Source organism: uncultured Jatrophihabitans sp. (assembly GCF_964251945.1).
GTDB lineage: Bacteria > Actinomycetota > Actinomycetes > Mycobacteriales > Jatrophihabitantaceae > Jatrophihabitans.
Genome location: NZ_CAXULP010000001.1, coordinates 1,017,470 through 1,040,160 on the forward strand (window position 1 = coordinate 1,017,470; position 22,691 = coordinate 1,040,160).

Consider the following 22,691-nt stretch of genomic DNA (forward strand, 5'->3'; position numbering starts at 1 on the left):
ACGTCCTGTCTGGATATCAGGTCGAGTCAGACCAGGCCGAACCGACCGGCGAGTCGGCGCGCGCTGCGGCGTCCCCGCGCGACTCCAACCGCACGGGCAGCGGGTCGACCTGCGAGGCGACGTCGTCGTCGAGGTGCTCCTCGGCGCGCTCGGCCGCCTGCCGGCGGGCCTTGCGCCGATCGTGCACGACGGCGAACAGCACCGCGGCCTCGAACAGCACCACCATCGGTATCGCCATCGCGCACATGGTGAACGGGTCGGTGCTCGGCGTCGCGACGGCCGCGAACACGAAGATCAGGAAGATCGCGAGGCGCTGGGACTTCTTGAGCACGCGGGCCGACAGGACGCCGGCAAGGTTGGCGAGCGCCACGAGCAGCGGCACCTCGAACGCCGCGCCGAAGACGACGAGCAGCAGCACGACGAAGGAGATGTAGTCGCTGACGGTCAGCTGGGCTTGGGTGCCCGAGCCGGCCGAGCTGAGCAGGAAGCGCAACCCTTTCGACAGCACGACGTAGGCCAAGGCGACGCCGCCGGCGAACAAGAGCGTCGAGGTGACGATGAACATGATCGTGTAGCGCCGCTCATTGCGGCGCAGGCCGGGCGTGATGAACGCCCAGATCTGGTACAGCCACAGCGGTCCGGTGAACACCGCGCCGGAAATCACCGAGACCTTCAAGCGCGTCGTAAATCCGTCCAGCACACCGTGGTAGTAGAGATCGCACTTGCCGCCGATCGCGCTGGTGAATCGGTACTTCGCCGGCACTTCGCAGTACGGATGGCGTAGAAACTCCAACGTGTGCGGGTACAGGTACCAGCCGAGCACCGCGCCCAGCGCGATCAGCACGACGACGATGATGAGCCGGCGACGCAGCTCGCGCAGGTGATCGAGGACGGGCATCCGCCCCTCGGGATCCTTCGCCCGGCGGCGCAGTCGGACGGCCACGCCCGCTCAGCCCTTGCCGGCAGAGGCTGCGGCGGCGAGCCGCTGCTGCACGCGGGCGAGCTGGCCGAGCAGCGCGTCAAGCTCGCCGGTCAGGCCCTGCAGCTGGCGCAGGTCGCCCCGCAGCCGCTTGGTCTTCCAGCCGATCTCGTACACGCCGACGCCGAGGACGACGACGGCCACCACGGCCGCCGCGATCCACGCCCCGATCGCGATCCACGCCACGCCACGCACTCTACTTCCGCGGTTCCGTAGACGCGGCGCGTCAGCGGGCGTCCGCCTCAGCTGCGGCGCCGGCACGGCTCACCCGGCGTAGGCGTCCAGGGCGCGAGCGGCCTCGGCCCGGATGTCCTCGGCGAGCCACTCCGGCGACAGCACTTCGACCTGGCCGGCGGAGCCGAGCACGAGCGAGCGCACCCAGCCCGGATCGGCCACTCGCAGCTCGATCCGCATCCGCTCGCCGTCCGCGGCCGCCCCTTCGGTGGGGTAATAGTCGGCGACCCAGGCGTACGCGGGGCCTAGCCGCAGGCCGACCAGCAGATGCTCGGAGGCCGGTTGGAAAACGCCTTCGGACAGGTCGCGCAGTTCGACGCCCGCGGGCACCGCCGCCGGCTCGTCCAGCACGACGACGTCCTCCATGCGGTCCGCGCGGAAGACCCGCATGCCCTCGGCGTGCCGGCACCAGGCCTCGACGTAGCTGCGGCCGTCGGCGTCGAAGACCCGCACGGGGTCGATCACGCGATCGCTCGTCTCGTCCCGCGACGCGGAGTAGTACCGCAGCCGCAGCGCCCGGCCCGCGTCCACCGCCCGGTGCAGCAGCGGCACGATCCGGTCGGACTGGTCGAGCTCGACGGCCACCGCGGCGCCGTCGACCGAGCCGCCGGCCGCCGCCTCCACCTTGGCCAGCGCCCGCTGGACCGCGTCGGTGTCCGCAAGCCCAGGCGCCTCGGCCAGCGTGCGCAGGGCGACGACCAGGGCGAGCGCCTCTTCGGCGGTCAACCGCAACGGCCGGGACATGCCGGCGTCGAAGATCACCGACACGGTCTCGCCCTCGAAGGACAGGTCGATCAGGTCGCCAGGGCCATGGCCAGGCAGCCCACACATCCAGAGCAGGGTGAGATCGCGGCGCAGCTGTGCCTCGGTGACGCCGAAGTCCGCGGCCGCGACGGCCACCTCGATGTTTGGCCGCGCCTGCAGATACGGGACGAGCGCGAGCAGCCGCGGCAACCGCTCGTCGTTGGCCGGGCGACTCGCCGCCGCCTTCGCCGCCTTGGCCGTCGTCATGCCGGCGTCACGGTCGGCCCGCGACGGCGCGCAGCCTGTCGACGACCGCGTCGACCAGGTCGGGCGGCTCGAGCACCCGCGCGGCGGCGCCCGCGCTGGCGACGGTGCGCGCAAGCCAGCTGGTGTCGGTGAAGCTGATGCTGAGCACGTCCCCGTCGTCGGCACCGTTGCCGCGCTGCCCCTCCACGGCGTTGGCGATGCGGCGCAGCTCGCCGGCGCCCGCGCCGCGCACGGCCACCCGAGCTAGCCGCCCGGCGTCCGGCGCGCGGCCGGCGACGAGCCGCAACAGGTCGACCTCGGGCCGTTCGAACGCGCCCGGGCCGTCGAGGGTCGCCACCGCGCCGACGATGCGCGAGAGCCGGAAGCTGCGCGCTTCGCCGCGGTCGCGGTCGTGCCCGGCGACATACCAGCGCCGGCGCCAGGACAGCACGCCCCACGGCTCGAGCGTGCGCCGTTCCGGGGCAGCGGCGCCAGACTTGAGGTAGTCGAAGGACACCGCGGTCGCCGTGCGGGCGGCGTCCAGCAGCGCGGGCAGGCTCGGGTCGCTGGCATCCAGTTGCGGCACCGCACCGGGCGCGTCGGCGGCGCGGATCTCGGTGCCCGCCGCGCGCAGCTTGATCAGCGCTTGGCGGGCCGGCTCGCCGAGCGTCGCCGACTGCCAGAGCCGGGCTGCGAGGCCGACCGCGGTGGCCTCGGCGGCGTCGAATTCGATCGACGGCAGCTCGTAGTCGCCGCGCCGGATGCGGTAGCCGTCCTCGCTGTCGAAAGAGCTGGTGCGGCCGGTCTCGAGCGGGACGCCGAGGTCGCGCAGCTCGGCCTTGTCCCGTTCGAACATCCGCTTGAACGCCTCGTCGGTGGCCTTCGAGCCGTCGGCCGCCTCGTAGCCGGGCACGGCGTCGCGAATGCGCTCGGCGGTGAGGAACTGCCGGGTCGACAGCAGGCACAGCACGAGGTTCACGAGCCGCTCCGCCCGCCGCGCCGCCATGTCGGCAAAGCTAACGCCCGTGCGCCGTTGCGGGGGCGCCGACACCAGCCGTGGCTCGATCACGCGTCAATCCTCTCGCCACCGAAAGCCGGCTACATCGAGGCGATGAGCTTCTCGACGCGCTCGTCCACGCTGCGGAACGGGTCCTTGCAGAGCACCGTGCGCTGAGCCTGGTCGTTCAACTTGAGGTGCACCCAGTCGACGGTGAAGTCTCGTCGGCGTTCCTGCGCCCGCCGGATGAAGTCGCCGCGCAGCTTCGCGCGGGTGGTCTGCGGCGGAACGCTCTTCGCCTCGAAGATCTGCAGGTCGCTGATGATCCGCTCGACCGCCCCGCGCCGCTGCAGCAGGTAGTAGAGCCCGCGGGTGCGGGAGATGTCGTGATAGGCGAGATCGAGCTGGGCGACTCGGGGCGAGGACAGCGGCAGGCCGTGCTTGCCGCGGTAGCGCTCGATCAGCTGGTACTTCGTCGCCCAGTCGATCTCGCGGTCGATCAGGGAGAGGTCCTGCTTGTCGATCGCGTCGAGGGTCCGGCCCCACAGTTCCAGCACCCGCTTCGCGGACTCGTCGCCGACGGTGGTTCCAGTGTCGCCGGTGCCGCGGGCGACGAAATCGACCGCGCGCGAGTAGTACTCGCGCTGGATCTCCAACGCCGACGCGCTGCGCCCGGCGGCCAGGCGTACCGGCCGGGTGCCGGTCAGGTCGTGGCTGATCTCGCGGATCGCGCGGATGGGATTTTCCAGCGTGAGGTCACGGAAGATCACGCCGTGCTCGATCATCCGCAGCACCAGGTCGGCTGAGCCGACCTTCAGGAAGGTCGTGGCCTCGTTCATGTTCGAGTCGCCGACGATCACGTGCAGCCGGCGGTAGCGCTCGGCGTCGGCGTGCGGCTCGTCGCGGGTGTTGATGATCGGCCGGCTGCGGGTGGTCGCCGACGAGACGCCTTCCCAGATGTGCTCGGCCCGCTGGCTGACGCAGAACACCGCGCCGCGCGGGGTCTGCAGGACCTTGCCGGCGCCGCAGATCAGCTGCCGGGTGACCAGAAACGGGATCAGCACGTCGGCCAGCCGGCTGAACTCGCCATGCCGGCCCACGAGGTAGTTCTCGTGGCAGCCGTAGGAGTTGCCCGCCGAGTCGGTGTTGTTCTTGAACAGGTAGATGTCGCCGGCGATGCCCTCGTCGTGCAGCCGCTTCTCCGCGTCCACCACCAGGCCTTCGAGCACCCGTTCGCCGGCCTTGTCGTGGGCGACCAGGCTCTCCAGCGAATCGCATTCGGGGGTGGCGTATTCGGGGTGGCTGCCGACGTCCAGATACAGCCGTGCGCCGTTCTTCAAGAAGACGTTCGACGACCGGCCCCAGGAGACGACCCGGCGGAACAGATAGCGCGCCACCTCGTCCGGCGAGAGCCGCCGCTGGCCGTGGAATGTGCACGTGACGCCGTACTCGTTCTCCAAGCCGACGATGCGCTTCTGCACTCGATCAGCCTAGTCACCGCGCGCGGCGCAAGCGCGGTGAACTGCTCTCGCGCTCTTGCGGGTTCGCTTTACATATGCCAGCCTGCTGTCAATGTGGCGCACACGGCGTCATTCAATGTCCACCGAGGAGGACCTCGTGCGGGAAGGGTCTCTGTCCGGGCAGCCGGTCGCCACCGCCGACCGGCCGGCCTGGCGTGACGGCAAGCGTTATCTCTGGTTGCTCGGCGCCGTCGTGCCGTTGTTCCTGTTCGCCGGCTGGGGCCTCGTCGCGGCCACCGGGCTGGGGCTGTTCTGGTGGATCGGCCCGATGATCGTCTACGTCGTCATCCCGCTGCTCGACCTCGCGATCGGCGCAGACCCCACGAACCCGCCCGAGGACGCCGTCGCCTGGCTCGAACGCGACCGATACTACCGCTGGATCACCTACCTGTTCCTGCCGTTGCAGTTCGGGACCCTGCTCGCCGGCTGCTGGCTGATCGGCCGGCACGGCGGGCTGTCCGTCGTCGACCGCATCGGCATCGCGACGACGCTGGGCATGCTGAACGGCATCGCGATCAACACCGCTCACGAACTCGGCCACAAGAAAGAGCACCTCGAGCGGTGGTTCGCCCGCATCGCGTTGGCGCCCAGCGGCTACGGACACTTCTTCATCGAGCACAACCGCGGCCACCACGTCCGCGTCGCCACGCCCGAGGACCCGGCCTCGAGCCGGCTCGGGGAGAGCTTCTGGCGGTTCTGGCCGCGGACGGTGTCCGGCAGCCTGCGCAACGGCTGGCGCCTCGAGCAGAGCCGGCTGCGCCGGATGGGCAAGCCCGTGTGGAGCCTGCGCAACGACGCGTTGACCGCGTGGGCGATGACGGTGGTGCTGTGGGCAGCGCTCGTCGCCGCGTTCGGCGTCGGCCTCCTGCCGTACCTGGCGCTGCAGGCGGTGCTCGCGTTCAGCCTGCTGGAGGCCGTGAACTATCTCGAGCACTACGGGCTGCTGCGCGAGACGTTGCCCAACGGGCGGTTCGAGCGGGTGACCCCGCGGCACAGCTGGAACAGCAACCACCTGACGACCAACCTGCTGCTCTACCACCTGCAGCGGCACAGCGACCACCACGCCAATCCGACGCGGCGCTATCAGGCGCTGCGGCACTTCGACGAGTCGCCCCAACTGCCGGCCGGCTACGCCGCGATGATCGTGCTCGCCTATTTCCCCCCGCTGTGGCGGCACGTCATGGACCGGCGGGTGCTCGCCCACTACGGCGGCGACGTCACCCGGGCGAACATCGCGCCCAACCGTCGCGCCGCGGTGCTCGCGCGCCTCGGCGAAACGACGGCGCCGCGGCACGACACGGATGCGCAGGCGACGGGCGTCCCCGTGGCCTGACACGATGGAGCGGTGAGTCAACCGAGCCGCGGCGCGGCGCGCGCAGCGGCCGCCGGTCGCACACCGTTCCAGACCGCCACCCGCACGCTGCTGCGCGACACCGTCCTGACCGCCGTCGACCAGCTCGCCCGCGCCCGCGGCTGGCCGGCCACCACGATGGCCGACGTCGCCGCCACCGCAGGGGTCAGCCGGCAGACGCTCTACAACGAGTTCGGCTCGCGGCCGGCCCTGGTCGAGGCCTATGTCGAACGCGAGATCGAGTCGCTGATCGCGCACGTGTCGGTGGCCGTCCGGGACAACGCCGACGACGCGCACCGGGCGCTGCGCACCGCGTTCGCGCTGTTCCTGCGGTTGGCCAGCGACGAGCCGGTGGTGCAGCTGATCGTCAGCGACGCGGCAGACGCCGAGCTGCACCGGCTGCTGACCACGCTCGGCTCGGCCCTGGCCACCGACCGGATGGCCACGCTCATCCCCGAGGTCTGGCCGCAGGTGGGGCCGGACGACGGACGGCTGCTCGCGCAGTCGCTCGTGCGGCTCGCGATCAGCCACGCCCTCGTGCCGGGCGGCGACCCGGCGCAGACAGCGAGCGACGTGAGCCGGATGCTCGCGCCGTTCGTCGACCAGCTGCTGTCCGCGCCGACCGTCCGGTAGCACCGACGTCACTGGTGAACAGTCAGAGCGTGAGCTGCAGGATCGGCGCGCCGCTCGGCAGCGTGACCTGCACCTTGGCGATCCGCTCGCGGCGCACCTCGGTGCCGCCGATGAATTCCGTGCTTCCCCCGGGCGCCAGCTGCCAAGTGCCCGCCTCGTAGGACTTGCCAGCACGATCGACCACCCGCAACTGGTACGGCTCATAGCCGTGCGCCGACTCCGCGTACTTGCAGCGGACGTCGATCTCGGTGCCCCAGGGCCGGGTCTGCAACACGGCGGTGGCGGTGAGCGCCGACGCGACGCTCGCGGTCACCGGCCGCAGCCGCAGGGCGGCGGACCGGCCGCCGGTCGACGTCGCGGACGGCCACAGCACGACCACCAGCGTGACCACGCAAGCCGCGGTCGCCGCGGCCAACGCGCGGGTGAGGATCCGCGCGCGGCGTCGCTCACGCCGGGCGCGCCGCAGCAAGCCGGGCAGCAACGTCTCCGGGACGGCGCCGGGCGAGTCGCCGGCGATGGCGCCCGCCGGCTCGGCTGCCGACGGACGGCTGACATCCAGCAGCGCGACCGTGTCCGTCGCCCGCGACACGCGCAGCCGGCAGCCGACGCAACCGGCCAGGTGGTGCTCGAACTGCGCGCGCTCGGCCGGGTCGAGCGCGCCGAACGCGTAGGCGGCGTCCCATTCGGCGAAGCGGTCGGAGCTCATCGCCCCGCTCCGAGCTCGTCGAGGGCGAGCCGCAGCGCACGCAGGGCGTAATGGCTGCGGGACTTCACCGTGCCCGTCGGGATGCCGAGCGACTCGGCGGCCTGCGCCACGGACGAACCGCGGAAGAAGCACTCGTGCAGGACGGCGCGGTGTTCGACAGACAACGTGCGCATCGCGGTGAACACCAGCTGCCGGTCGAGCGTGTGGTCGACGCCATCGGCCACTGGCTGTTCAGGCAGCTGCTCGGTGACGCGCTCGCGGCGCGACCGGGAGGTGCGCCATTCGTCGATGACGATCCGCTTGGCGACGGTGAACAGCCAGCCGCGGGCCGAACCTGCCGAGCGCAGCACCTGAGGGTTGCGCCACGCGCGCAGGAACGTCTCCTGCACGACGTCCTGGGCCTGCGCGCGATCGCCGTTGGTCAACCCGACCACGTAGGCCCACAGCGCGCCGGCGTGCTCGTCGTGCAAAGCGCGGAGCAGAGCGTCGGTGTCGGTGCGCACGTCGCTCCTGCCGCGAGTCGCGAGCGAAGGGGCCGGCACAGACGTGGCTACGAAGCCGCGCCCTCCCCGGTTCAATGTCGTTGAGCATTGAACCATCCTTGAACCGAACGGTCCCGGCATCCGTGACCAGAGGCGTGAACTCAAACTGGATTCTCAGCCGTCGCGCTGCTCTTGTCGCCGGGGCCGGCGGCGCCGGGGCGGCCGTGCTTGCCGCCTGCTCCTCAGGCTCGACGAAGTCGCCCGCCGCCGCGTCAGACGCGGCGGCCTCCGCCACCGGCACGGAGACATCGCCGGCGCAAAGCTCGCCCGCCCCGGCCGCCAAAGGTTCCTCGAGCAGCAGCGGCGCCACCAGTGCCGCCGCGGGCAAGGCGCTCGCCACCCTCAGCGACATCCCGGTCGGCCAGGCCGTCTCGGTCACGCTGCCGGACGGCAAGCCCGGCGTCGTGGCGCGCCCCACCGCCACCACCGCGGCCTGCTTCAGCGCGATCTGCACGCACCTGGGCTGCACCGTCAAGCCCAGCGGCAAGCAGCTCGACTGCCCGTGCCACGGGTCGAAGTTCAATGCGACCACCGGCGCGGTGCTCACCGGTCCGGCCACCGCGCCGCTGCCGGCCGTCAAGGTGACCGTCGCGGACGGGAAGGTCGTCGCAGCCTGACTGGCGACTACGGGGTGATGCCCTCGCCCGGCTCGGGCGCCGATTCGGAATCGCCCGCCGACGCCTCGGGCAACAACGCGGTCAGCGCCAGCCCCTCGACCCGTTTGAACTTGCGGGTCGGCCGATTGCGGTCGAGCACGGCGACCTCGAGCTGGCCGGCGGGCAACGCGCGCGGCGAGCCGTTGGCGCCGCCCACCGAGCCGAGCGCACCGACTGCGACGCCAAGCGCCTCGGCCAGCGGCAGCGCCGGGCGGAAAGCGGTCTTCACCTCGCTGCTCAGCGCCTCGGCCTGGCCGCCCATCACGAGGAACTCCGGCTCGTCGACGATCGTGCCGTCGTAGGTCAGCCGGTAGATCTGGTCGGCGTCGGCGGTCTCGCCGACCTCGGCGACGCAGATCTCGACCTCGTACGGCTTCTGCTGCTCGGTGAAGATCGTGCCGAGCGTCTGCGCGTACGCGTTCGCGAGCGCCCGCGCGGTGACGTCACGGCGGTCGTAGGAATAGCCGCGCAGATCGGCCAACCGGATGCCGGCGACGCGCAGGTTCTCGTACTCGTTGTACTTGCCCACGCCGGCGAAGCCGATCCGGTCGTAGATCTCGCTCACCTTGTGCAGCGCCGAGCTCGCGTTCTCCGCGACGAACAGCACGCCGTCCGCATACGTCAGCACGATCACGCCGCGCCCGCGCGAGATGCCCTTGCGCGCGAATTCGGAGCGGTCGCGCATGATTTGCTCGGCCGAGGCGTAAAACGGCATGCTCATGCTGGGATCTCCCTAGCTGCTGAATCAGCGTGCGCGCTCACGCGCCCGGGTGCGCTTCGCGGTCGGCGAGGATCGCCCGCACCGTCGCGCTCAGCTCGTCGTCCCCGACCCGTTGCGCTCCGGCCGTCGTGGCGGTCATGACGACCGGGTAGATGCCCCGAGTGACGTCCGGCCCGCCGGTCGCGGAGTCGTCGTCGGCGGCGTCGTAGAGCGACTCGACCACCACCCGGACGACCTCCGCGCGGCTCAGCTCGGGGCGCCACAGCTTCTTCAGCGCGCCGCGCGCGAACAACGAACCGGAGCCGACGGAGTGGTAGTACCGCTCCGCCGAGCGGTTGCCGGTGACGTCGAAGCTGAAGATGCGGCCGGCCGCAGCCGGGTCGGCCGCGTCCACATCGAAGCCGGCGAACAGCGGGACGACGGCGAGGCCTTGCAGCGCCTCGGCCAGGTTGCCGCGAATCATCGTCGACAGCCGGTTGGCCTTGCCGTCCAGTGTGAGCTGGGTGCCCTCGATCTTCTCGTAGTGCTCGAGCTCCACCTGGTAGAGCCGGACCATCTCGACGGCGAGTCCGGCCACACCGGCTATGCCGACCAACGTGAATTCGTCGGCGGCGAAGACCTTTTCGATGTCGCGCTGGGCGATGAGGTTGCCAGACGTCGCGCGCCGGTCGCCGGCCATCACGACCCCGTCGGCGTAGTTGGCCGCCACGATCGTCGTGCCATGCGTGAGCGAGCCGGTGTCAGGCACGCGCGCCGGCAGCAGATCGGGCGAGGCGGCGGCGAGGAAGTCGGTGAAGGACGACGAGCCCGGCGACGTCGCGTACCGCAAGATGCCATGCACGGTGCCGGACCTGTCGAAAGTCAACGTCGCTCCTCGCTTGCGTGGTGGGCGTGTCAGCGACACTACCTACGCGAGCGGATCCGCCGCAGGGCGGTCAGCGCGTCACTGACCGCCCTTCTGCACAAAGGCCCGGACGAAGTCCTCGGCGTTGGACTCGAGGACGTCGTCGATCTCGTCGAGGATCGCGTCGACGTCCTCCGTCAGCTTCTCGTGCCGTTCGGCGACGTCGCTGCTCGACTCCGCGGTCTCCTCGACCTGCTCTTCCGGCTGGCGCTGCGGGCGCGACTGACCGCTGTCGTGGGTGGGCATGGCGACCCCTCTCTCACTCGTGCTTCACCCTAACCCGACGTCGGCGCCGTCGTCGGCGGATATCCCGAGGGAACCCACTCAGGACGCGAGGTCGCGGACGAACTCGCCCAACTGGGCGAGGTTGCGGCACTCGACCATCGGCAGGATCGCGGCGAATTCGCTGGCCCGCGAGTCGCCGGTGTCCCACATCGAGCGTCGCTCCGGGTTGAGCCAGTACGCGTGCTTCGCGCGGCCGACCAGTTTCGCCAGCGCGGGGAGCGCGAGGCGCCCGTAATTTGACCGCGCGTCGCCGAGCACGAGCAGCGACGTCCGGCCGCCGACGACGTCGGCGAAGCGCTGCTCGAACAAGGAGAACGCCGCGCCGTAGTCGGTGCGGCCGAGCAGTGCCGTTACGTCCGCCTCCGCGGCGAGCCTGGTGACGGTGTCCAGCACGTCGCCGCCCGGCGCGAAGAAGCGGGTCACCTCGTCCAACTCGTCGACGAACGCGAACGCGCGGACGCGGCTGAACTGCTCGCGCAGGGCGTACACGAGCAGCAGCGTGAAGTGCGCGAACGAGGTCACCGAGTCGCTGACGTCGCAGAGCACGACCAGATCCGTCTTCGCCGGCCGGCGCGGTCGCTGCACGGTCGTCAGCGGCACGCCGCCGGAGGACAGCGACGCGCGAATCGTGCGGCGGAAGTCCAGCGACCCGCGCGAGCCGCGCCGCTGGTCCTGCGCCAGCCGCGCGGCGAGCCGGCGCGCGAGCGGCTGGATCTCCCTGCGTAGGGCCGCGAGCTCAGCGCGCGTCGCGCCGAGGAAGGCGACCCGCTCGAGCGTCGGGCGCATCGTGCGGCGGACCGTCGACTCCGCGTCGGTCGCCTCCGCCAGGCGTCGCCGCACGTCGGCCTCGACGCGACGGGCGAAGCGCGCCGCTCGGCCCTCGATCATCGTTCGCGCGCGCCGCTCGGCCAGCCCGCCCCGTTCCTGACCGGCGAGCACCGCGGCGAGCAGGCCGGCCATCAGCGTCTCTGGCGACACCCTGGACAGCGTCGCCTGGCGCGACCAGGACATCGCGCCCGGGCGTCCGCTCGGCACCGAGCCAAACGCCGCGACCGCTTCCCGGGCAAGCTGGTCGAGCCGGGCGTCGTCGCCGCCATCTCGCAGGTAGTCAGCCAAGTCGGCGCGAATACGGTCGCGGACCGGGTCCTCGAGCGGGCCGCGGGGCGCGGCGTCCGGATCGCGCGGCGGCGGCACGGTGGTGCTGGCCGGGACGGCGGACTCGCCGATCACCGCGGGATAGAAGACCTCGAACGCCGCGTCGAACGCCGGGCGATGCAGCTGCCGTTTCACCAGCGAGGCCGCGAGGCCGGCCCGCAGCTGCTCGCGGTCCGTCAAGTCGAGCGCTGTCATCGCCCGAACCGCGTCCAGCCCTTCGGCCACCGACACGGTCAACCCGGCCGCCCGGAGCGCGTTGACGAAGGCCAACTGCCGCTCGAGCAGGCTCACCGCGGCAGCCCGAGATCCTTCGCCGCCCGCGCGAGGTCGGAGTTGTGCTTGAGCACCACGCCGAGCGTGCGGCCGATCGCGGCCTCGTCGAGGTCGTCGATGCCGAGGGCGACGAGCGTGCGCGCCCAGTCGATCGTCTCGGCGACCGACGGCGACTTCTTGAGTTCCAGCGCGCGCAGCGTCGCCACCGTGCGCACCACCTGCTCGACGAGGTCCGTCGCGATCGAGGGCACCTGGGCGAGCACGATGTCGCGTTCGCGCTCCGGGCCCGGGTAGTCGAGGTACAGATAGAGGCAACGGCGCTTCAGCGCCTCGGACAGCTCACGGGTCGCGTTCGACGTGATCACCACGAACGGCTTGCGGGTGGCAATCACCGTGCCGAGTTCGGGGATGGTCACCTGGAACTCGGCGAGCACCTCGAGCAGCAGCGCCTCGACCTCGACGTCGGTCTTGTCCGCCTCGTCGATGAGCAGCACGGTCGGTTCGCTGCGCCGGATGGCGGTGAGCAGCGGACGGGTGAGCAGGAACTCCTCGGTGAAGATGTCGTCGTGCGTCTGCTCCCATGCGGCCTCACCTGCGCTGGCCTGGATGCGCAGCAGCTGCTTCTTGTAGTTCCACTCGTACAGGGCGCGGGCCTCGTCCAGGCCCTCGTAGCACTGCAGCCGGATCAGCTCGGCGCCCGTCGCCTCAGCCACCGCCTTGGCCAGCTGCGTCTTGCCGACGCCGGCGGGCCCCTCGACGAGCAGCGGCTTCTCGAGTGTCGCGGCGAGGTAGACCGTCGTCGCGGTCGCCGGGTCGGTCAGGTAGCGGACGGCCGCGAGCGAGCTCGCGACGTCGTCCGGAGAGTCGAACATCCGTCCATCCTGCCAAGATGGGCAGGTGGTGGAGACGGGCGGACTGACGCAGGCGATCGCCGCGCCGGCCGACAAGATCGTCGCCGCGCTGCTCGACTTCGACAGCTACCCGGAGTGGTCGGACAACATGCTCGCCGTCCGAGTGATGGAACGCGACGACGAAGCGCGCCCGCTGCTGGTGCGTTTCGTGGTGGACGCGAAGGTGCGCAAGGTCCGCTACACCTCCCGCTATCGCTACGACCTGCCGCACGGCTTCTCATGGCACATGGAGCACGGCGACCTGAAGTCGCTCAGCGGCAGCTACCGCTTCGAACCGCACGCCGACGGCCGCACCGACGTCACCATCGACATCGCGTTCGAGGTCGGGTTCTACGTGCCGGGCCCGATCAAGCGCGTGATCCGCGACCAGGCCCTGCGCAACTCCATGCAGGAGCTGCGGGAGCGCGTCGGCGCCTGACCCGCTGCAAGTTGTCCGCGTGTCACGGGGCTGGACGCCGACGAAGCGCAGACAAGTCGGAGGGACAGCGTCAGGCGTATTCGGCGACCGGCGGGCACGCGCAGACCAGGTTGCGGTCGCCGAACGCGCCGTCGATGCGGCGCACCGGCGGCCAGTACTTCGAGCGCCGGTCGACGCCGGCCGGGTAGGCGGCCAGCTCCCGGGAGTACGGGTGCGCCCACTCCGCCGTCAGGCACTCGGCGGTGTGCGGAGCGTTCGCGAGCGGGTTGTCCGCGGCCGGCCACTCCCCCGCCGCGACCTGGTCGACCTCGCCCTTGATCGCGATCATCGCCGCGATGAACCGGTCGATCTCGCGCAGATCCTCCGACTCCGTCGGCTCGACCATCAGCGTGCCGGCCACCGGGAACGACATCGTCGGCGCGTGGAAGCCGTAGTCGACAAGCCGTTTGGCGACGTCGTCCACGGTCACGCCGGTGGCCCTCGTGATCGGCCGCAGGTCGAGGATGCACTCGTGGGCGACCAACCCGCTGCCGCCCGAGTAGAGCACCGGATAGTGCTTCTCGAGCCGTTTCGCCACGTAATTCGCCGCCAGGATCGCCGCGCCGGTCGCCGCGGTCAGCCCGTCCGGCCCCATCAGCCGGATGTAGGCCCAGGTGATCGGCAGGATCGACGCCGACCCCCAGGGCGCCGCCGCGATCGCGCCGGCGCCGCCGGCCGGGCCGGCGAGCGGCTGCAGCGGGTGGTTCGGCAGGTACGGGGCCAGGTGCGAGCGCACCCCGATCGGGCCGACGCCGGGGCCGCCGCCGCCGTGCGGGATGCAGAACGTCTTGTGCAGGTTCAGATGCGAGACGTCGGCGCCGAAGCGACCGGGCCGCGCGACGCCGACCATCGCGTTCAGGTTGGCGCCGTCGATGTACACCTGGCCGCCGGCGTCGTGCACCAGCTCGCAGACCTGGCCGATGTGGTCCTCGAACACGCCGTGCGTGGAGGGGTAGGTCACCATGATCGCCGCGAGCTGGTCCGCGTGCTGAGCAATCTTGGCCTTGAGGTCGGCCAGGTCGATCTCGCCCTGCTCGCCGCCGGTCTTGACCACGACGACGCGCAGGCCAGCCATCACCGCGGACGCGGCGTTGGTGCCGTGCGCGGACGCCGGGATCAGGCAGATGTCGCGGCCGGTGTCGCCGTTCGCGCGGTGGTAGTTGTGGATCGCGAGCAGGCCCGCGAACTCGCCCTGCGATCCGGCGTTGGGCTGCAGCGACACCGCGTCGTAGCCGGTGATCTCGCAGAGCCACCGTTGCAGGTCGTCGAACAGCTGGGCGTAGCCGTCGAACTGGCCCGTCGGGGCGAACGGGTGGACGTTCGCGAAACCGGGATTGGTCACCGGCTCCATCTCGGTCGTGCCGTTGAGCTTCATCGTGCAGGAGCCGAGCGGGATCATGCCGCGGTCGAGGGCGTAGTCGCGGTCGGCCAGGCTGCGCAGATAGCGCAGCATCGAGGTCTCGGACCGGTGCTCGTGGAAGACCGGGTGAGTCAGGTAGTCCATCTCGCGTGTCTGCGCGGGCAGGGCGCCGGCGTCCAGCCGCCGCACGTCCTCGACGCCCAACGCGACGTCGAACGCCGCCCAGACGACAGCCAGATCGGCCCGGGTCGTCACCTCGTCGCAGGAGATCCCGACGGTGTCCGCGTCGACGAGCCGCAGGTTGACCCCGGCGTCGCGGGCCGCGGCGACGACGGCCTCAGCGCGGCCCGGGGTCACCGCGGTGACGGTGTCGAAGAACGGCTTGTCGCCGACCTGGACGCCGCCTTCGCGCAGGCCCGCCGCGAGCGCGGCCGCGAGCCGGTGGACGCGCTCGGCGATCGCCCGCAGCCCGTCCGGACCGTGGTAAACGGCGTACATGGAGGCCATGACGGCGAGCAGCACCTGCGCGGTGCAGATGTTGCTGGTCGCCTTCTCGCGTCGGATGTGCTGCTCGCGGGTCTGCAGCGCCAGCCGGTAGGCGGGCGCGCCGTCGGCGTCGACCGACACGCCGACGAGCCGGCCCGGCAGCTGGCGTTCCAGTCCCGAGCGGACGGCGAGGTAGCCGGCGTGCGGGCCGCCGAAGCCGAGCGGGACGCCGAAGCGCTGGGTGTTGCCGACGGCGATGTCCGCGCCGGCCGCCCCCGGCGAGGTGATCAGCGTGAGCGCCAGCAGGTCGGCGGCGGCGATCAGCAGCGCGCCCCGCTCGTGTGCGGCGTCAGCCAGCGGCGCGAGATCGCGAACAGCCCCGGACGCGCCCGGGTACTGCACGAGCACGCCGAACAGCTCGCCAGCCGGCAGCGGCTCACCGAGGTCGTGCACGACGACGGTCAGCCCGAGCGGCTCGGCGCGCGTGCGCACGACGTCGAGCGTCTGGGGCAGCACGTCGGCGTCGACGACGAGCGTGTCGCCCTTGCGACTCGCGCGGTGGGCGAGCGCCATCGCCTCAGCGGCGGCGGTGCCCTCGTCGAGCACTGACGCGCCGGCGACCGACAGTCCGGTGAGGTCCTCGACGACGGTCTGGAAGTTGAGCAGCGCCTCGAGCCGGCCCTGGCTGATCTCCGGCTGATAAGGCGTGTAGGCGGTGTACCAGGCCGGGTTCTCCAGCACGTTGCGGCGGATCACCGGCGGGGTGACGGTGCCGGAGTAGCCGAGGCCGATCATGGTGGTCAGCGGCCGGTTGCGCGCCGCCAGCTCGCGCAGCTCGGCGGCGACCTGGGCCTCGGTCGCGGCCGGCGGCAGCGCGAGCGCCAGCTTCTCCCGGATCGATGCCGGCACCGCGTCGGCGAGCAGATCGTCCAGCGCGGCGTAACCGAGGGCGTCCAGCATCTGCTGCTGGGTTTCGGTGGTCGTGCCGATGTGCCGCGCGGCAAACGGCACGCCGTGCTCGAGGCTGGCGAGGTCGAGGCGGGCGGGTCCAGGGCTGGCGGGGTCGGGCTGGCTCACGAGGCGCTCCGGTGGACGGGCCGACGTCGCGCTGCGCGAAGAACGCGCGGCACCGACGTCCCCGTCTGTCGGGCGGCGGCCCTCCAGAGCGGCCTCGGTCGCGCGGTCCGGGTGCCTGAGAGGTTCCGGGGTGGTTGCCCCTTCGGCGCCGGGCATCTGCGTCGATGCGATCGGCTCTCCCGCGCGGCGTCAACAGCCAGACGTCACGCTACCAGCCGCCATGCCCTGCCTTGGTGCGGGCAGCGGCGGCCGGGTGTCGCGGCGCAGCGGATGGTCGGCGGGCACTTCGACGAGCACGATCCTGGTTCCGTCCGGGTCGGCGAGCCACATCTCGACCAGTCCCCACGGCTCGGTCTGCGGCGCTCGCAGGATCTCCCCGCCGAGCTCGCCGAGCAGGCCCAGCCCGCGCAGCCGCTGGTGCTCGGCGTGCACGTCGCGGACCTGCAGCCACAGGCAGGCGTCACCGGCGCCCGTCCCTGCGCCGGACACCTCGATCAAGCTGTTGCCGGCGTGGAAGACGACACCCGGGTCGGCCCGATCGCCGAACTCGCGGGCCACCGCCAGGCCGAGCACGTCGCGGTAGAACCGTTGGGTGGCTGCCCGGTCACGCGGACGAAGCAGCACCCGGCCGCTGAGCACTTCCATCAGACGGGCACTTCCATCAGCGCCGCGTGCCTAAGACCGACGTCTGCGCGCAGCCTCAGCCGGCGACCGAACGCTGCTGGCGGCGCTGGGCCAGCTCGTCGGCCGGATTCGCCGTCACCTCGTCCTCGATGCCGTCGGCGCGCTCGGCTGGCAGCGAGGCCAGCGACCCGCGAAGCTCGCGCAAGGCGCCGCTGACAGCGATGCCGAACACGCCCTGGCCGCCGCGCAGCAGGTCGACGACCTCTTCCGAGGACGTGCACTCATACACCGAGGTGCCGTCGGAGAGCAGCGTCAGCTGGGCGAGGTCGTCCACGCCGCGCAGCCGAAGCGCGTCGACCGCGATCCGGATGTTCTGCAGCGAGACGCCGGCGTCGAGCAGCCGCTTGACGACCTTGAGGACCAGGATGTCTTTGAAGGAGTAGAGCCGCTGGCTGCCGGATCCGGACGCGGAGCGGATGGTCGGCACGACGAGGTCGGTGCGCGCCCAGTAGTCGAGCTGGCGGTAGGTGATGGCTGCCGCGGCGCAGGCGGTCGGGCCGCGATAGCCGACGACGTGCCCCTCGGCAGGCGCGCCGGGATCGGCGAACAACGCGCCCTGCTCGGGAAAGCTGGCACTGTGCGGCCCTTCAATGCTGGGCAACTGTCTCCCTCTCGCCGGTCCTGCGCTGAAACGCCTTCAGCCATCGTAATTCCACGATGGTGATTCACCGGTGCTGACGGTAGTCCGCCCTGCGCCACGGTCAATCCGACGCGCCGCGGATCGTAACCCTCGACCTGAGATTTATCCGAAAGGGGACCTTGGAAGCGGCGTCACGCGCCGGACGCGAAGTCCTCCGGCGAGATGGTGTCGAGGAACTCGCGGAACTTCTCAACCTCGTCCTCCTGCTCGTCGGGGATCTCGATCCCCGCGGCGTCGAGGACGGCGTCCGAGCCGAGAATCTCGACCTCGGCGCGCAATGCGAGAGCGATCGCGTCCGACGGCCGGGCGCTGACGGTGACGCCGCCGGCGAAGCGCAGTTCGGCGTAGTAGACGTCGTCGCGCAACTCGGTGATGTGCACCGCCTCCAGCCGGATGCCCAGCGCGGTGATCACGTCGCGCAGCAGGTCGTGGGTCAGCGGCCGGACCGTCTGGACGCCCTGCTGCTGGAAGGCGATCGCGGACGCCTCGACGGCGCCGATCCAGATCGGCAGGTAACGCACGCCGTCCTCTTCGCGCAGCAACACGACGGGCTGGTTGGCCGGCAGCTCGACCCGAACGCCGACGACCCGCATCGGATGCACGATGGGGACCTCCTCCACCTACCTACGCGCGGCGCCGCGTTGCGGCTGCACCACGACGCTACACGCCCGACCAGCCCGCCGGAGCGGCGTTCGCGAGGTGCTCAGCCGCCCCCGACGACCTCGCGCAGGCCGATCTGGACGAGCGCGGCATGCAGTCGAACGGAGAGCGCGGCGAGCTCGCGCACCGTTTCCCCGGCGCGCGCTTTCGCCTCGCTCCCGCGCTGGCGCGACATCGGCCCGACGACCTGGGAGAACAGCCCGACCTCGCGCTCGGCAGCGGTGCGGAAGGCCCGCAGGTGGCGCCCTTCGAGGCCGAAGCGGGCGAGGTCGACGACGATCTTGGCGACGGCCAGCGCGTCGTCGTCGTAGTGGCCGCCGGGCTTGGGGTTGATCAGGCCGAACTGCTCGAGCTCGCTCAGCTGGTCGGCGCGCAGGCCGGTGGCGTTCAGCAACTCTTCGCGGGACAGTCGCATCGCGGCGGGCGCGGGCCGGAAGTGCTCGGCGGTCGGCGCGTTGTCCTCGATCGAGGCGACGGCCACGTGCGCTGCCCGCGGGCTGTCCGTCGACGTGCCGGGCGGCACGAGGCCACGGTCGATCGCGTCGAGCTGCTCCTTGATCACCCGCAACGGCAGGTAGTGGTCGCGCTGCTGGGACAGCACGTATCGCAGTCGGGCGACGTCGCCGGCGGCGAACTTCCGGTAGCCCGACGGCGTGCGTTCAGGCTGCACGAGGCCCTGGTCCTCCAGGAACCGGATCTTGCTGATCGTGAGGTCGGGGAAATCGACCTTCAGGTGGGCGAGCACGTCGCCGATCGTGAGCGTGGCAGCGGCGTTGCCGCGCGGCGCCGGCATCGAGCCGAGCGACGCGCTCATCGGCGCTGCCCGCCGGGCTGCCCCGCCGGCCCTCCCGCAGGCCGGCTCACGCCTTGGCTCCCACGCCGGTGCGCACCGCCGCTGTCAGGTAGACGAGGCGGAACTTGCCGATCTGGACCTCGTCGCCGCCGGACAGCGGCGCGGCGTCGATGCGTTCGCGGTTGACGTAGGTGCCGTTGAGCGATCCCACGTCGTGCACGGTGTAGCCGCTGCCTTCGCGGCGGAATTCGGCATGCCGTCTGGACACGGTGACATCGTCCAAGAAGATGTCGCTGTCCGGGTGGCGACCCGCCGAAGTGACGTCCTGATCGAGCAGAAATCGACTGCCCGCGTTCGGTCCGCGCTTGACGACCAGCAGCGCCGAGCCCGGCGTCAGGGCGTCGATGGCCCCCTGGTGGGCCTCGGCGGAGAACTCGCTGTCGGTGTCGGGGACAGGGCCGCCGGTGTTGATCGTGGTGGTGACGTCCGGGCCGGAGGCGGCCACGGGCAGGGCTGCGCCGCAATTCGCGCAGAAGTGACTGCCTGGTGGGTTCTCAGTGCCACATGCGGTGCAGAACACGCGCGCCATCCTTCGGGGTCAGGAGTCGGCCGATCGCGGTGACGCCGGCGAACGCTTCAACCGGTCTCGGTCGGTGCGCAGAGCCTAGGACGGCGCCGACACGTAGGGCAATCGAGGCAAACAGAGCTCAACCCGCCAGCGCGCCGTAGGACGCGGCGTCCAGCAGGCCGTCGATCTCGGCGGCGTCGGACACCTCCAGCTCGAGCAGCCAGCCCTCGCCGTACGGGTCGGAGTTGATCAGCTCTGGAGTGCCGTCCAGCGCCTCGTTGCGCGCGCTGACCGTGCCGGCGAGCGGCGCGAAGATGTCCGACACGCTCTTGGTCGACTCGACCTCGCCGACCGCCGCGCCCTTTTCCACGCCGTCGCCGAGCGCTGGCAGGGACACGTAGACCACGTCGCCGAGCGCTTCCTGGGCGTAGTCGGTGATGCCGATCCGGACCGTCGTCGACCCCTGCGTCGCGCGCACCCATTCGTGCTCGGCGGTGTATCTGAGGTCGTCCGGGACGTCGGACATGACGCGGCCCTCCTGCTCGTCGTGCGTGCTCGGGCGAACACTACCGAGTGGTGGCGGACGGCCGCGCTCGGTCACTTGCCGGGCTTGGCGTACCGCGTCTTCGGCAACGTCCGGGTCACCTCGATGTCGACCTTCCGGTGCTCGACGACGGTCAGCTCGCCGCCGACCGTGCGGACCGACGAGGCGACGCCGCCGGGGATGTTCAGCGCGGTGTCGAGGGTCGTGGCGTCGCCGATGGCGACGAATCGGTAGGGCGCGGTCAGCGGCACGCCGTCGACCTGCACGGCGCCGGGGTCGCCGACGAACGCGGTGTCGACGCCGACCCGCACCGACCCTGCCGAGATCGCCTCGGCGCCGGCGCCGCGCAGCTCTTCGACGACGTCGAGGAGGTCCTCGCCGTCGAGCTTGCGCTGCGGGTCGGTGACAGTCAGGGTGACGCCCGGCCCGGTCGCGGGCACGGTGCCGAGCAGGACGCCGAGCGCCTGCTGCTGCGCCAGCGCCTGCTTGCGGGCGGCGGCCGAGCGGTTGCCGCTGTCCTGCAGCTGCAGCAGCAAGGTCTGCAGCTGGGTCTGCTGCTGACGCAGCCGGTCGGCGCGGTTGTCCTGGTTGTCGAGGATGCCGATGAGATCGTCGTCGCGCAGCGCGGCCAGCGAGTCGGTCGAGGAGTTCGCATGGACCTGGACAGCGATCGCGAACCCGAGCAGCAGCGTGAGCACCCCGATGACCGCGGCGGAGGTGTGCCGCCCGGCCAGCAGCCGGCGCGGACGCTGATCGCCGCTCCCGGAGCCCGTCATGCTCGGAACAAGTGGCGACGGATCGCCGCCGCGTTGCCGAAGATGCGGATTCCGAGCACGACGACGACGGCGGTCGACAGCTGGCTGCCGACGCCGAGCTTGTCGCCGAGGAAGACGATCAGCGCCGCGACCAGGACGTTCGACACAAAGGACACCACGAAGACCTTCGCGTCGAAGATCCCGTCGAGCCGGGCGCGCAGCCCGCCGAACACCGCGTCGAGCGCGGCGACCACGGCGATCGGCAGGTACGGCTCGAGCCAGTTGGGGACGGTCGGGCGCAGCACGAGGCCGAGGACGATGCCGGCGACCAGCGCCAGGCCGGCAATCATCGCGCGACCGCGCGGGCGTAAGTGGGGGTGCCGGATCCGGCGGCCGGCAGCGACAACCTGTCCGACTCGGCGACCGAGAAGCCGATGTGGTCGACGCCGGTCAGCGTCTGATATCTGCTGGCGACCGAGCTCTGCGCGAACGCCGTGGACACGTCGTCGGCGTCGCCGATCGCGGCGATCCGGTACGGCGAGGTGATCGGCTGGAAGTCGACGAGCACCACCTCGCCGGCGAATCGGATGGCGGTCACGGCGCTCAGTCGGATGCCGTTCACCGCGATCGCCTCGGCGCCGTCGTGCCACAGCTCGTTGACCACGCTGCGGACGTCACGGTCGGTGAGGATATTCGTGGCGTCGATCGGGGACGTGCCGCCACGCGCGGGGCTCGGCGTCGCGGTCGGCGTCGGCGGCTCGCGCAGCGTGACGGTGATGCCCGGGCCGTGCGTCGGGTTCTGGCCGATCGCGGCCTGCTCCGCGCGCAGTTCGGCGGCGAGCGCCCCGGACTGCGGCAGCTCCCGGTCCCGCAACGCGGCGAGTTGCTGGCCGAGCAGGTCGACGCGGGTGGCGAGGCGGTCGGTGGACCGCTCGGCATCGCGGACCCGGGACACCAGCCGGTCGTGCACCTTCGCCGCCTGCGGGGCCCCGCGATTGGTGTGGATGTAGGCGAGCACGGCGACGAAGCCGATGAGCAGGCAGCCGGCGACGACGAGCGGCCGGTCGTACCACCGTCGGTCGCGGTCGGGCCCGCGGCGTTCTGCCGCTGCTCGGTACCCAGGGTCGAGCGGGTTCTGGACGAGGTCGAGCAGCAGCTGCGCGGACTCCGGCCGTCGGCCGCCGTCAGCCGAGGTCACCAGGTCCTCACGTGGGGTTTCTCATGCGGCGACCGGCCGGCGCAGCAATCCGACGGCCTGGATCAAGTAGACGGCGCCGGCCCACACGTACAGCGCGGTGCCCCAGATTGTGAACGCCCAGGCCAGCGGGCGCGCGATGTCCGCGGCGACGCCGTGATACCTGCCGAGCAGCAGCAGCGGAAAGGCGTAGAGCAGGCAGAACGTGGCCGCCTTGCCGAGGTAGTGGACCGTCGGCGGCCCGTAGCCGGCGCGGCGCAGCAGGAGCAGCATGGCGCTGAGCAGCAGGTCCCGCCCGACGATCACGATCGCCAGCCAGAGCGGGATGACGTGCCGCAGCACCAACCCGACGAGCGTCGCCAGGATGTACAGCCGGTCGGCGAACGGGTCCAGCAGCGCGCCGAACGCGCTCGTCTGGTTCAAGGCGCGAGCGAGCACGCCGTCCAGCCAGTCGGTGAAGCCGGAGGACGCGAGCACGACCAGCGCCCACGCGTCAGCGTGCGGGCCGAGCAACAGGTACAGGAACAGCGGCACGCCGAGCAGCCGCAGCACGCTCAGCGCGTTCGGCACCGTCCACAGCCGGTCGGTCGCGTCGCGGGTAGTCGTCGTGTCCAC

Annotated in this window: 27 protein-coding genes and 1 riboswitch; of the genes, 4 read left to right on the forward strand and 23 right to left on the reverse strand. The window is 71.5% G+C overall.

The window, feature by feature from the left end:
- Window positions 1–16: 16 nt before the first annotated feature.
- The 5 genes from tatC to pafA form a co-directional block, all read right to left on the reverse strand.
- On the reverse strand, window positions 17–943 hold the full coding sequence (gene tatC, locus ACFFBG_RS04735) for a twin-arginine translocase subunit TatC (protein ID WP_375476073.1): 927 nt from the start codon (window positions 941–943) through the stop codon (window positions 17–19).
- Between the two features lie 6 nt (window positions 944–949).
- Window positions 950–1,165 (reverse strand): hypothetical protein, encoded by a 216-nt coding sequence (locus ACFFBG_RS04740; RefSeq protein ID WP_375476075.1) that lies wholly within the window; start codon window positions 1,163–1,165, stop codon window positions 950–952.
- A 78-nt stretch (window positions 1,166–1,243) separates the two neighbouring features.
- Entirely contained in the window at window positions 1,244–2,224 is a 981-nt protein-coding gene (locus ACFFBG_RS04745) for a helix-turn-helix transcriptional regulator (RefSeq protein WP_375476077.1), read from the reverse strand.
- A 7-nt stretch (window positions 2,225–2,231) separates the two neighbouring features.
- The gene (locus ACFFBG_RS04750) at window positions 2,232–3,272 is read right to left on the reverse strand and encodes a helix-turn-helix transcriptional regulator (protein ID WP_375476079.1); all 1,041 of its coding nucleotides are present in this window, start codon (window positions 3,270–3,272) and stop codon (window positions 2,232–2,234) included.
- Between the two features lie 29 nt (window positions 3,273–3,301).
- Window positions 3,302–4,681 carry a Pup--protein ligase gene (gene pafA, locus ACFFBG_RS04755; RefSeq protein ID WP_375476081.1) on the reverse strand — a complete coding sequence of 460 codons (1,380 nt, stop codon included), beginning with the start codon at window positions 4,679–4,681 and terminating at the stop codon, window positions 3,302–3,304.
- A gap of 115 nt (window positions 4,682–4,796) precedes the next feature.
- On the opposite strand from pafA, the gene ACFFBG_RS04760 reads away from it, so the two are divergent.
- Complete coding sequence (locus ACFFBG_RS04760) at window positions 4,797–6,053, forward strand: alkane 1-monooxygenase (protein ID WP_375476083.1); 1,257 nt, start codon at window positions 4,797–4,799, stop codon at window positions 6,051–6,053.
- A gap of 12 nt (window positions 6,054–6,065) precedes the next feature.
- Window positions 6,066–6,704, forward strand: a complete 639-nt coding sequence (locus tag ACFFBG_RS04765; RefSeq protein ID WP_375476085.1) for a TetR family transcriptional regulator — start codon at window positions 6,066–6,068, stop codon at window positions 6,702–6,704.
- A 22-nt stretch (window positions 6,705–6,726) separates the two neighbouring features.
- Here ACFFBG_RS04765 and ACFFBG_RS04770 read toward each other — a convergent pair whose 3' ends face one another.
- The gene (locus tag ACFFBG_RS04770) at window positions 6,727–7,410 is read right to left on the reverse strand and encodes a zf-HC2 domain-containing protein (protein WP_375476087.1); all 684 of its coding nucleotides are present in this window, start codon (window positions 7,408–7,410) and stop codon (window positions 6,727–6,729) included.
- A complete protein-coding gene (locus ACFFBG_RS04775) occupies window positions 7,407–7,913 on the reverse strand; it encodes a sigma-70 family RNA polymerase sigma factor (RefSeq protein WP_375476089.1) in 507 nt (168 codons plus the stop codon). The genes ACFFBG_RS04770 and ACFFBG_RS04775 overlap by 4 nt, the downstream gene beginning before the upstream one ends.
- A gap of 122 nt (window positions 7,914–8,035) precedes the next feature.
- Here ACFFBG_RS04775 and ACFFBG_RS04780 point away from each other — a divergent pair, with 122 nt between their 5' ends.
- The gene (locus ACFFBG_RS04780; RefSeq protein ID WP_375476091.1) at window positions 8,036–8,569 is read left to right on the forward strand and encodes a ubiquinol-cytochrome c reductase iron-sulfur subunit; all 534 of its coding nucleotides are present in this window, start codon (window positions 8,036–8,038) and stop codon (window positions 8,567–8,569) included.
- A 7-nt stretch (window positions 8,570–8,576) separates the two neighbouring features.
- Here the strand turns inward: ACFFBG_RS04780 and prcA are convergent, their stop codons facing one another.
- The 5 genes from prcA to ACFFBG_RS04805 all read right to left on the reverse strand — a co-directional run bounded on the left by prcA (window position 8,577) and on the right by ACFFBG_RS04805 (window position 12,818).
- Window positions 8,577–9,329, reverse strand: a complete 753-nt coding sequence (gene prcA, locus ACFFBG_RS04785) for a proteasome subunit alpha (RefSeq protein ID WP_375476093.1) — start codon at window positions 9,327–9,329, stop codon at window positions 8,577–8,579.
- A 37-nt stretch (window positions 9,330–9,366) separates the two neighbouring features.
- Entirely contained in the window at window positions 9,367–10,194 is an 828-nt protein-coding gene (gene prcB / locus ACFFBG_RS04790; protein WP_375476095.1) for a proteasome subunit beta, read from the reverse strand.
- 78 nt (window positions 10,195–10,272) lie between these two features.
- Window positions 10,273–10,479, reverse strand: coding sequence for a ubiquitin-like protein Pup (locus tag ACFFBG_RS04795; protein ID WP_375476097.1), 207 nt, complete (start codon window positions 10,477–10,479; stop codon window positions 10,273–10,275).
- A gap of 78 nt (window positions 10,480–10,557) precedes the next feature.
- On the reverse strand, window positions 10,558–11,964 hold the full coding sequence (locus ACFFBG_RS04800; protein WP_375476099.1) for a VWA domain-containing protein: 1,407 nt from the start codon (window positions 11,962–11,964) through the stop codon (window positions 10,558–10,560).
- Complete coding sequence (locus ACFFBG_RS04805; protein ID WP_375476101.1) at window positions 11,961–12,818, reverse strand: AAA family ATPase; 858 nt, start codon at window positions 12,816–12,818, stop codon at window positions 11,961–11,963. Before ACFFBG_RS04805 ends, ACFFBG_RS04800 begins: the two co-directional genes overlap by 4 nt.
- 25 nt (window positions 12,819–12,843) lie before the next feature.
- Between ACFFBG_RS04805 and ACFFBG_RS04810 the strand changes: the two genes are divergently transcribed.
- Window positions 12,844–13,275: an SRPBCC family protein gene (locus tag ACFFBG_RS04810; RefSeq protein ID WP_375476103.1), complete on the forward strand. Its 432-nt coding sequence runs from the start codon at window positions 12,844–12,846 to the stop codon at window positions 13,273–13,275.
- A 70-nt stretch (window positions 13,276–13,345) separates the two neighbouring features.
- Here ACFFBG_RS04810 and gcvP read toward each other — a convergent pair whose 3' ends face one another.
- The 11 genes from gcvP to ACFFBG_RS04865 form a co-directional block, all read right to left on the reverse strand.
- Window positions 13,346–16,237 (reverse strand): aminomethyl-transferring glycine dehydrogenase, encoded by a 2,892-nt coding sequence (gcvP, locus tag ACFFBG_RS04815; protein WP_375476105.1) that lies wholly within the window; start codon window positions 16,235–16,237, stop codon window positions 13,346–13,348.
- A gap of 93 nt (window positions 16,238–16,330) precedes the next feature.
- A riboswitch (glycine riboswitch) is annotated at window positions 16,331–16,429 on the reverse strand.
- Window positions 16,427–16,882, reverse strand: coding sequence for a VOC family protein (locus ACFFBG_RS04820; RefSeq protein ID WP_375476107.1), 456 nt, complete (start codon window positions 16,880–16,882; stop codon window positions 16,427–16,429). (Overlaps the previous riboswitch by 3 nt.)
- A gap of 55 nt (window positions 16,883–16,937) precedes the next feature.
- The gene (locus tag ACFFBG_RS04825) at window positions 16,938–17,522 is read right to left on the reverse strand and encodes a MerR family transcriptional regulator (RefSeq protein ID WP_375476109.1); all 585 of its coding nucleotides are present in this window, start codon (window positions 17,520–17,522) and stop codon (window positions 16,938–16,940) included.
- Window positions 17,523–17,692: 170 nt separating this feature from the next.
- Window positions 17,693–18,163, reverse strand: a complete 471-nt coding sequence (locus tag ACFFBG_RS04830) for a bifunctional nuclease family protein (protein WP_375476111.1) — start codon at window positions 18,161–18,163, stop codon at window positions 17,693–17,695.
- A 101-nt stretch (window positions 18,164–18,264) separates the two neighbouring features.
- On the reverse strand, window positions 18,265–19,035 hold the full coding sequence (locus ACFFBG_RS04835) for a MerR family transcriptional regulator (RefSeq protein ID WP_375476113.1): 771 nt from the start codon (window positions 19,033–19,035) through the stop codon (window positions 18,265–18,267).
- 46 nt (window positions 19,036–19,081) lie between these two features.
- Complete coding sequence (locus ACFFBG_RS04840) at window positions 19,082–19,594, reverse strand: FHA domain-containing protein (protein WP_375476277.1); 513 nt, start codon at window positions 19,592–19,594, stop codon at window positions 19,082–19,084.
- A gap of 127 nt (window positions 19,595–19,721) precedes the next feature.
- Complete coding sequence (gcvH, locus tag ACFFBG_RS04845; RefSeq protein ID WP_375476115.1) at window positions 19,722–20,108, reverse strand: glycine cleavage system protein GcvH; 387 nt, start codon at window positions 20,106–20,108, stop codon at window positions 19,722–19,724.
- A gap of 71 nt (window positions 20,109–20,179) precedes the next feature.
- Window positions 20,180–20,902, reverse strand: coding sequence for a DUF881 domain-containing protein (locus ACFFBG_RS04850; protein WP_375476117.1), 723 nt, complete (start codon window positions 20,900–20,902; stop codon window positions 20,180–20,182).
- Window positions 20,899–21,231: a small basic family protein gene (locus ACFFBG_RS04855; RefSeq protein ID WP_375476119.1), complete on the reverse strand. Its 333-nt coding sequence runs from the start codon at window positions 21,229–21,231 to the stop codon at window positions 20,899–20,901. The genes ACFFBG_RS04850 and ACFFBG_RS04855 overlap by 4 nt, the downstream gene beginning before the upstream one ends.
- Window positions 21,228–22,079: a DUF881 domain-containing protein gene (locus ACFFBG_RS04860; protein ID WP_375476121.1), complete on the reverse strand. Its 852-nt coding sequence runs from the start codon at window positions 22,077–22,079 to the stop codon at window positions 21,228–21,230. Before ACFFBG_RS04860 ends, ACFFBG_RS04855 begins: the two co-directional genes overlap by 4 nt.
- A 21-nt stretch (window positions 22,080–22,100) precedes the next feature.
- Window positions 22,101–22,691 carry a CDP-alcohol phosphatidyltransferase family protein gene (locus tag ACFFBG_RS04865; protein ID WP_375476123.1) on the reverse strand — a complete coding sequence of 197 codons (591 nt, stop codon included), beginning with the start codon at window positions 22,689–22,691 and terminating at the stop codon, window positions 22,101–22,103.

What these genes read in the sequence shown, in the direction of transcription:
- ACFFBG_RS04855 (WP_375476119.1), bottom strand. Translation starts at nt 21,231, where the DNA reads ATGATTGCCGGCCTGGCGCTGGTCGCCGGCATCGTCCTCGGCCTCGTG.
- ACFFBG_RS04745 (WP_375476077.1), bottom strand. Translation starts at nt 2,224, where the DNA reads ATGACGACGGCCAAGGCGGCGAAGGCGGCGGCGAGTCGCCCGGCCAAC.
- prcA (WP_375476093.1), bottom strand. Translation starts at nt 9,329, where the DNA reads ATGAGCATGCCGTTTTACGCCTCGGCCGAGCAAATCATGCGCGACCGC.
- ACFFBG_RS04805 (WP_375476101.1), bottom strand. Translation starts at nt 12,818, where the DNA reads ATGTTCGACTCTCCGGACGACGTCGCGAGCTCGCTCGCGGCCGTCCGC.
- ACFFBG_RS04820 (WP_375476107.1), bottom strand. Translation starts at nt 16,882, where the DNA reads ATGGAAGTGCTCAGCGGCCGGGTGCTGCTTCGTCCGCGTGACCGGGCA.
- ACFFBG_RS04760 (WP_375476083.1), top strand. Translation starts at nt 4,797, where the DNA reads ATGTCCACCGAGGAGGACCTCGTGCGGGAAGGGTCTCTGTCCGGGCAG.
- gcvH (WP_375476115.1), bottom strand. Translation starts at nt 20,108, where the DNA reads ATGTCCGACGTCCCGGACGACCTCAGATACACCGCCGAGCACGAATGG.
- ACFFBG_RS04850 (WP_375476117.1), bottom strand. Translation starts at nt 20,902, where the DNA reads ATGACGGGCTCCGGGAGCGGCGATCAGCGTCCGCGCCGGCTGCTGGCC.
- ACFFBG_RS04835 (WP_375476113.1), bottom strand. Translation starts at nt 19,035, where the DNA reads ATGAGCGCGTCGCTCGGCTCGATGCCGGCGCCGCGCGGCAACGCCGCT.
- ACFFBG_RS04795 (WP_375476097.1), bottom strand. Translation starts at nt 10,479, where the DNA reads ATGCCCACCCACGACAGCGGTCAGTCGCGCCCGCAGCGCCAGCCGGAA.
- ACFFBG_RS04770 (WP_375476087.1), bottom strand. Translation starts at nt 7,410, where the DNA reads ATGAGCTCCGACCGCTTCGCCGAATGGGACGCCGCCTACGCGTTCGGC.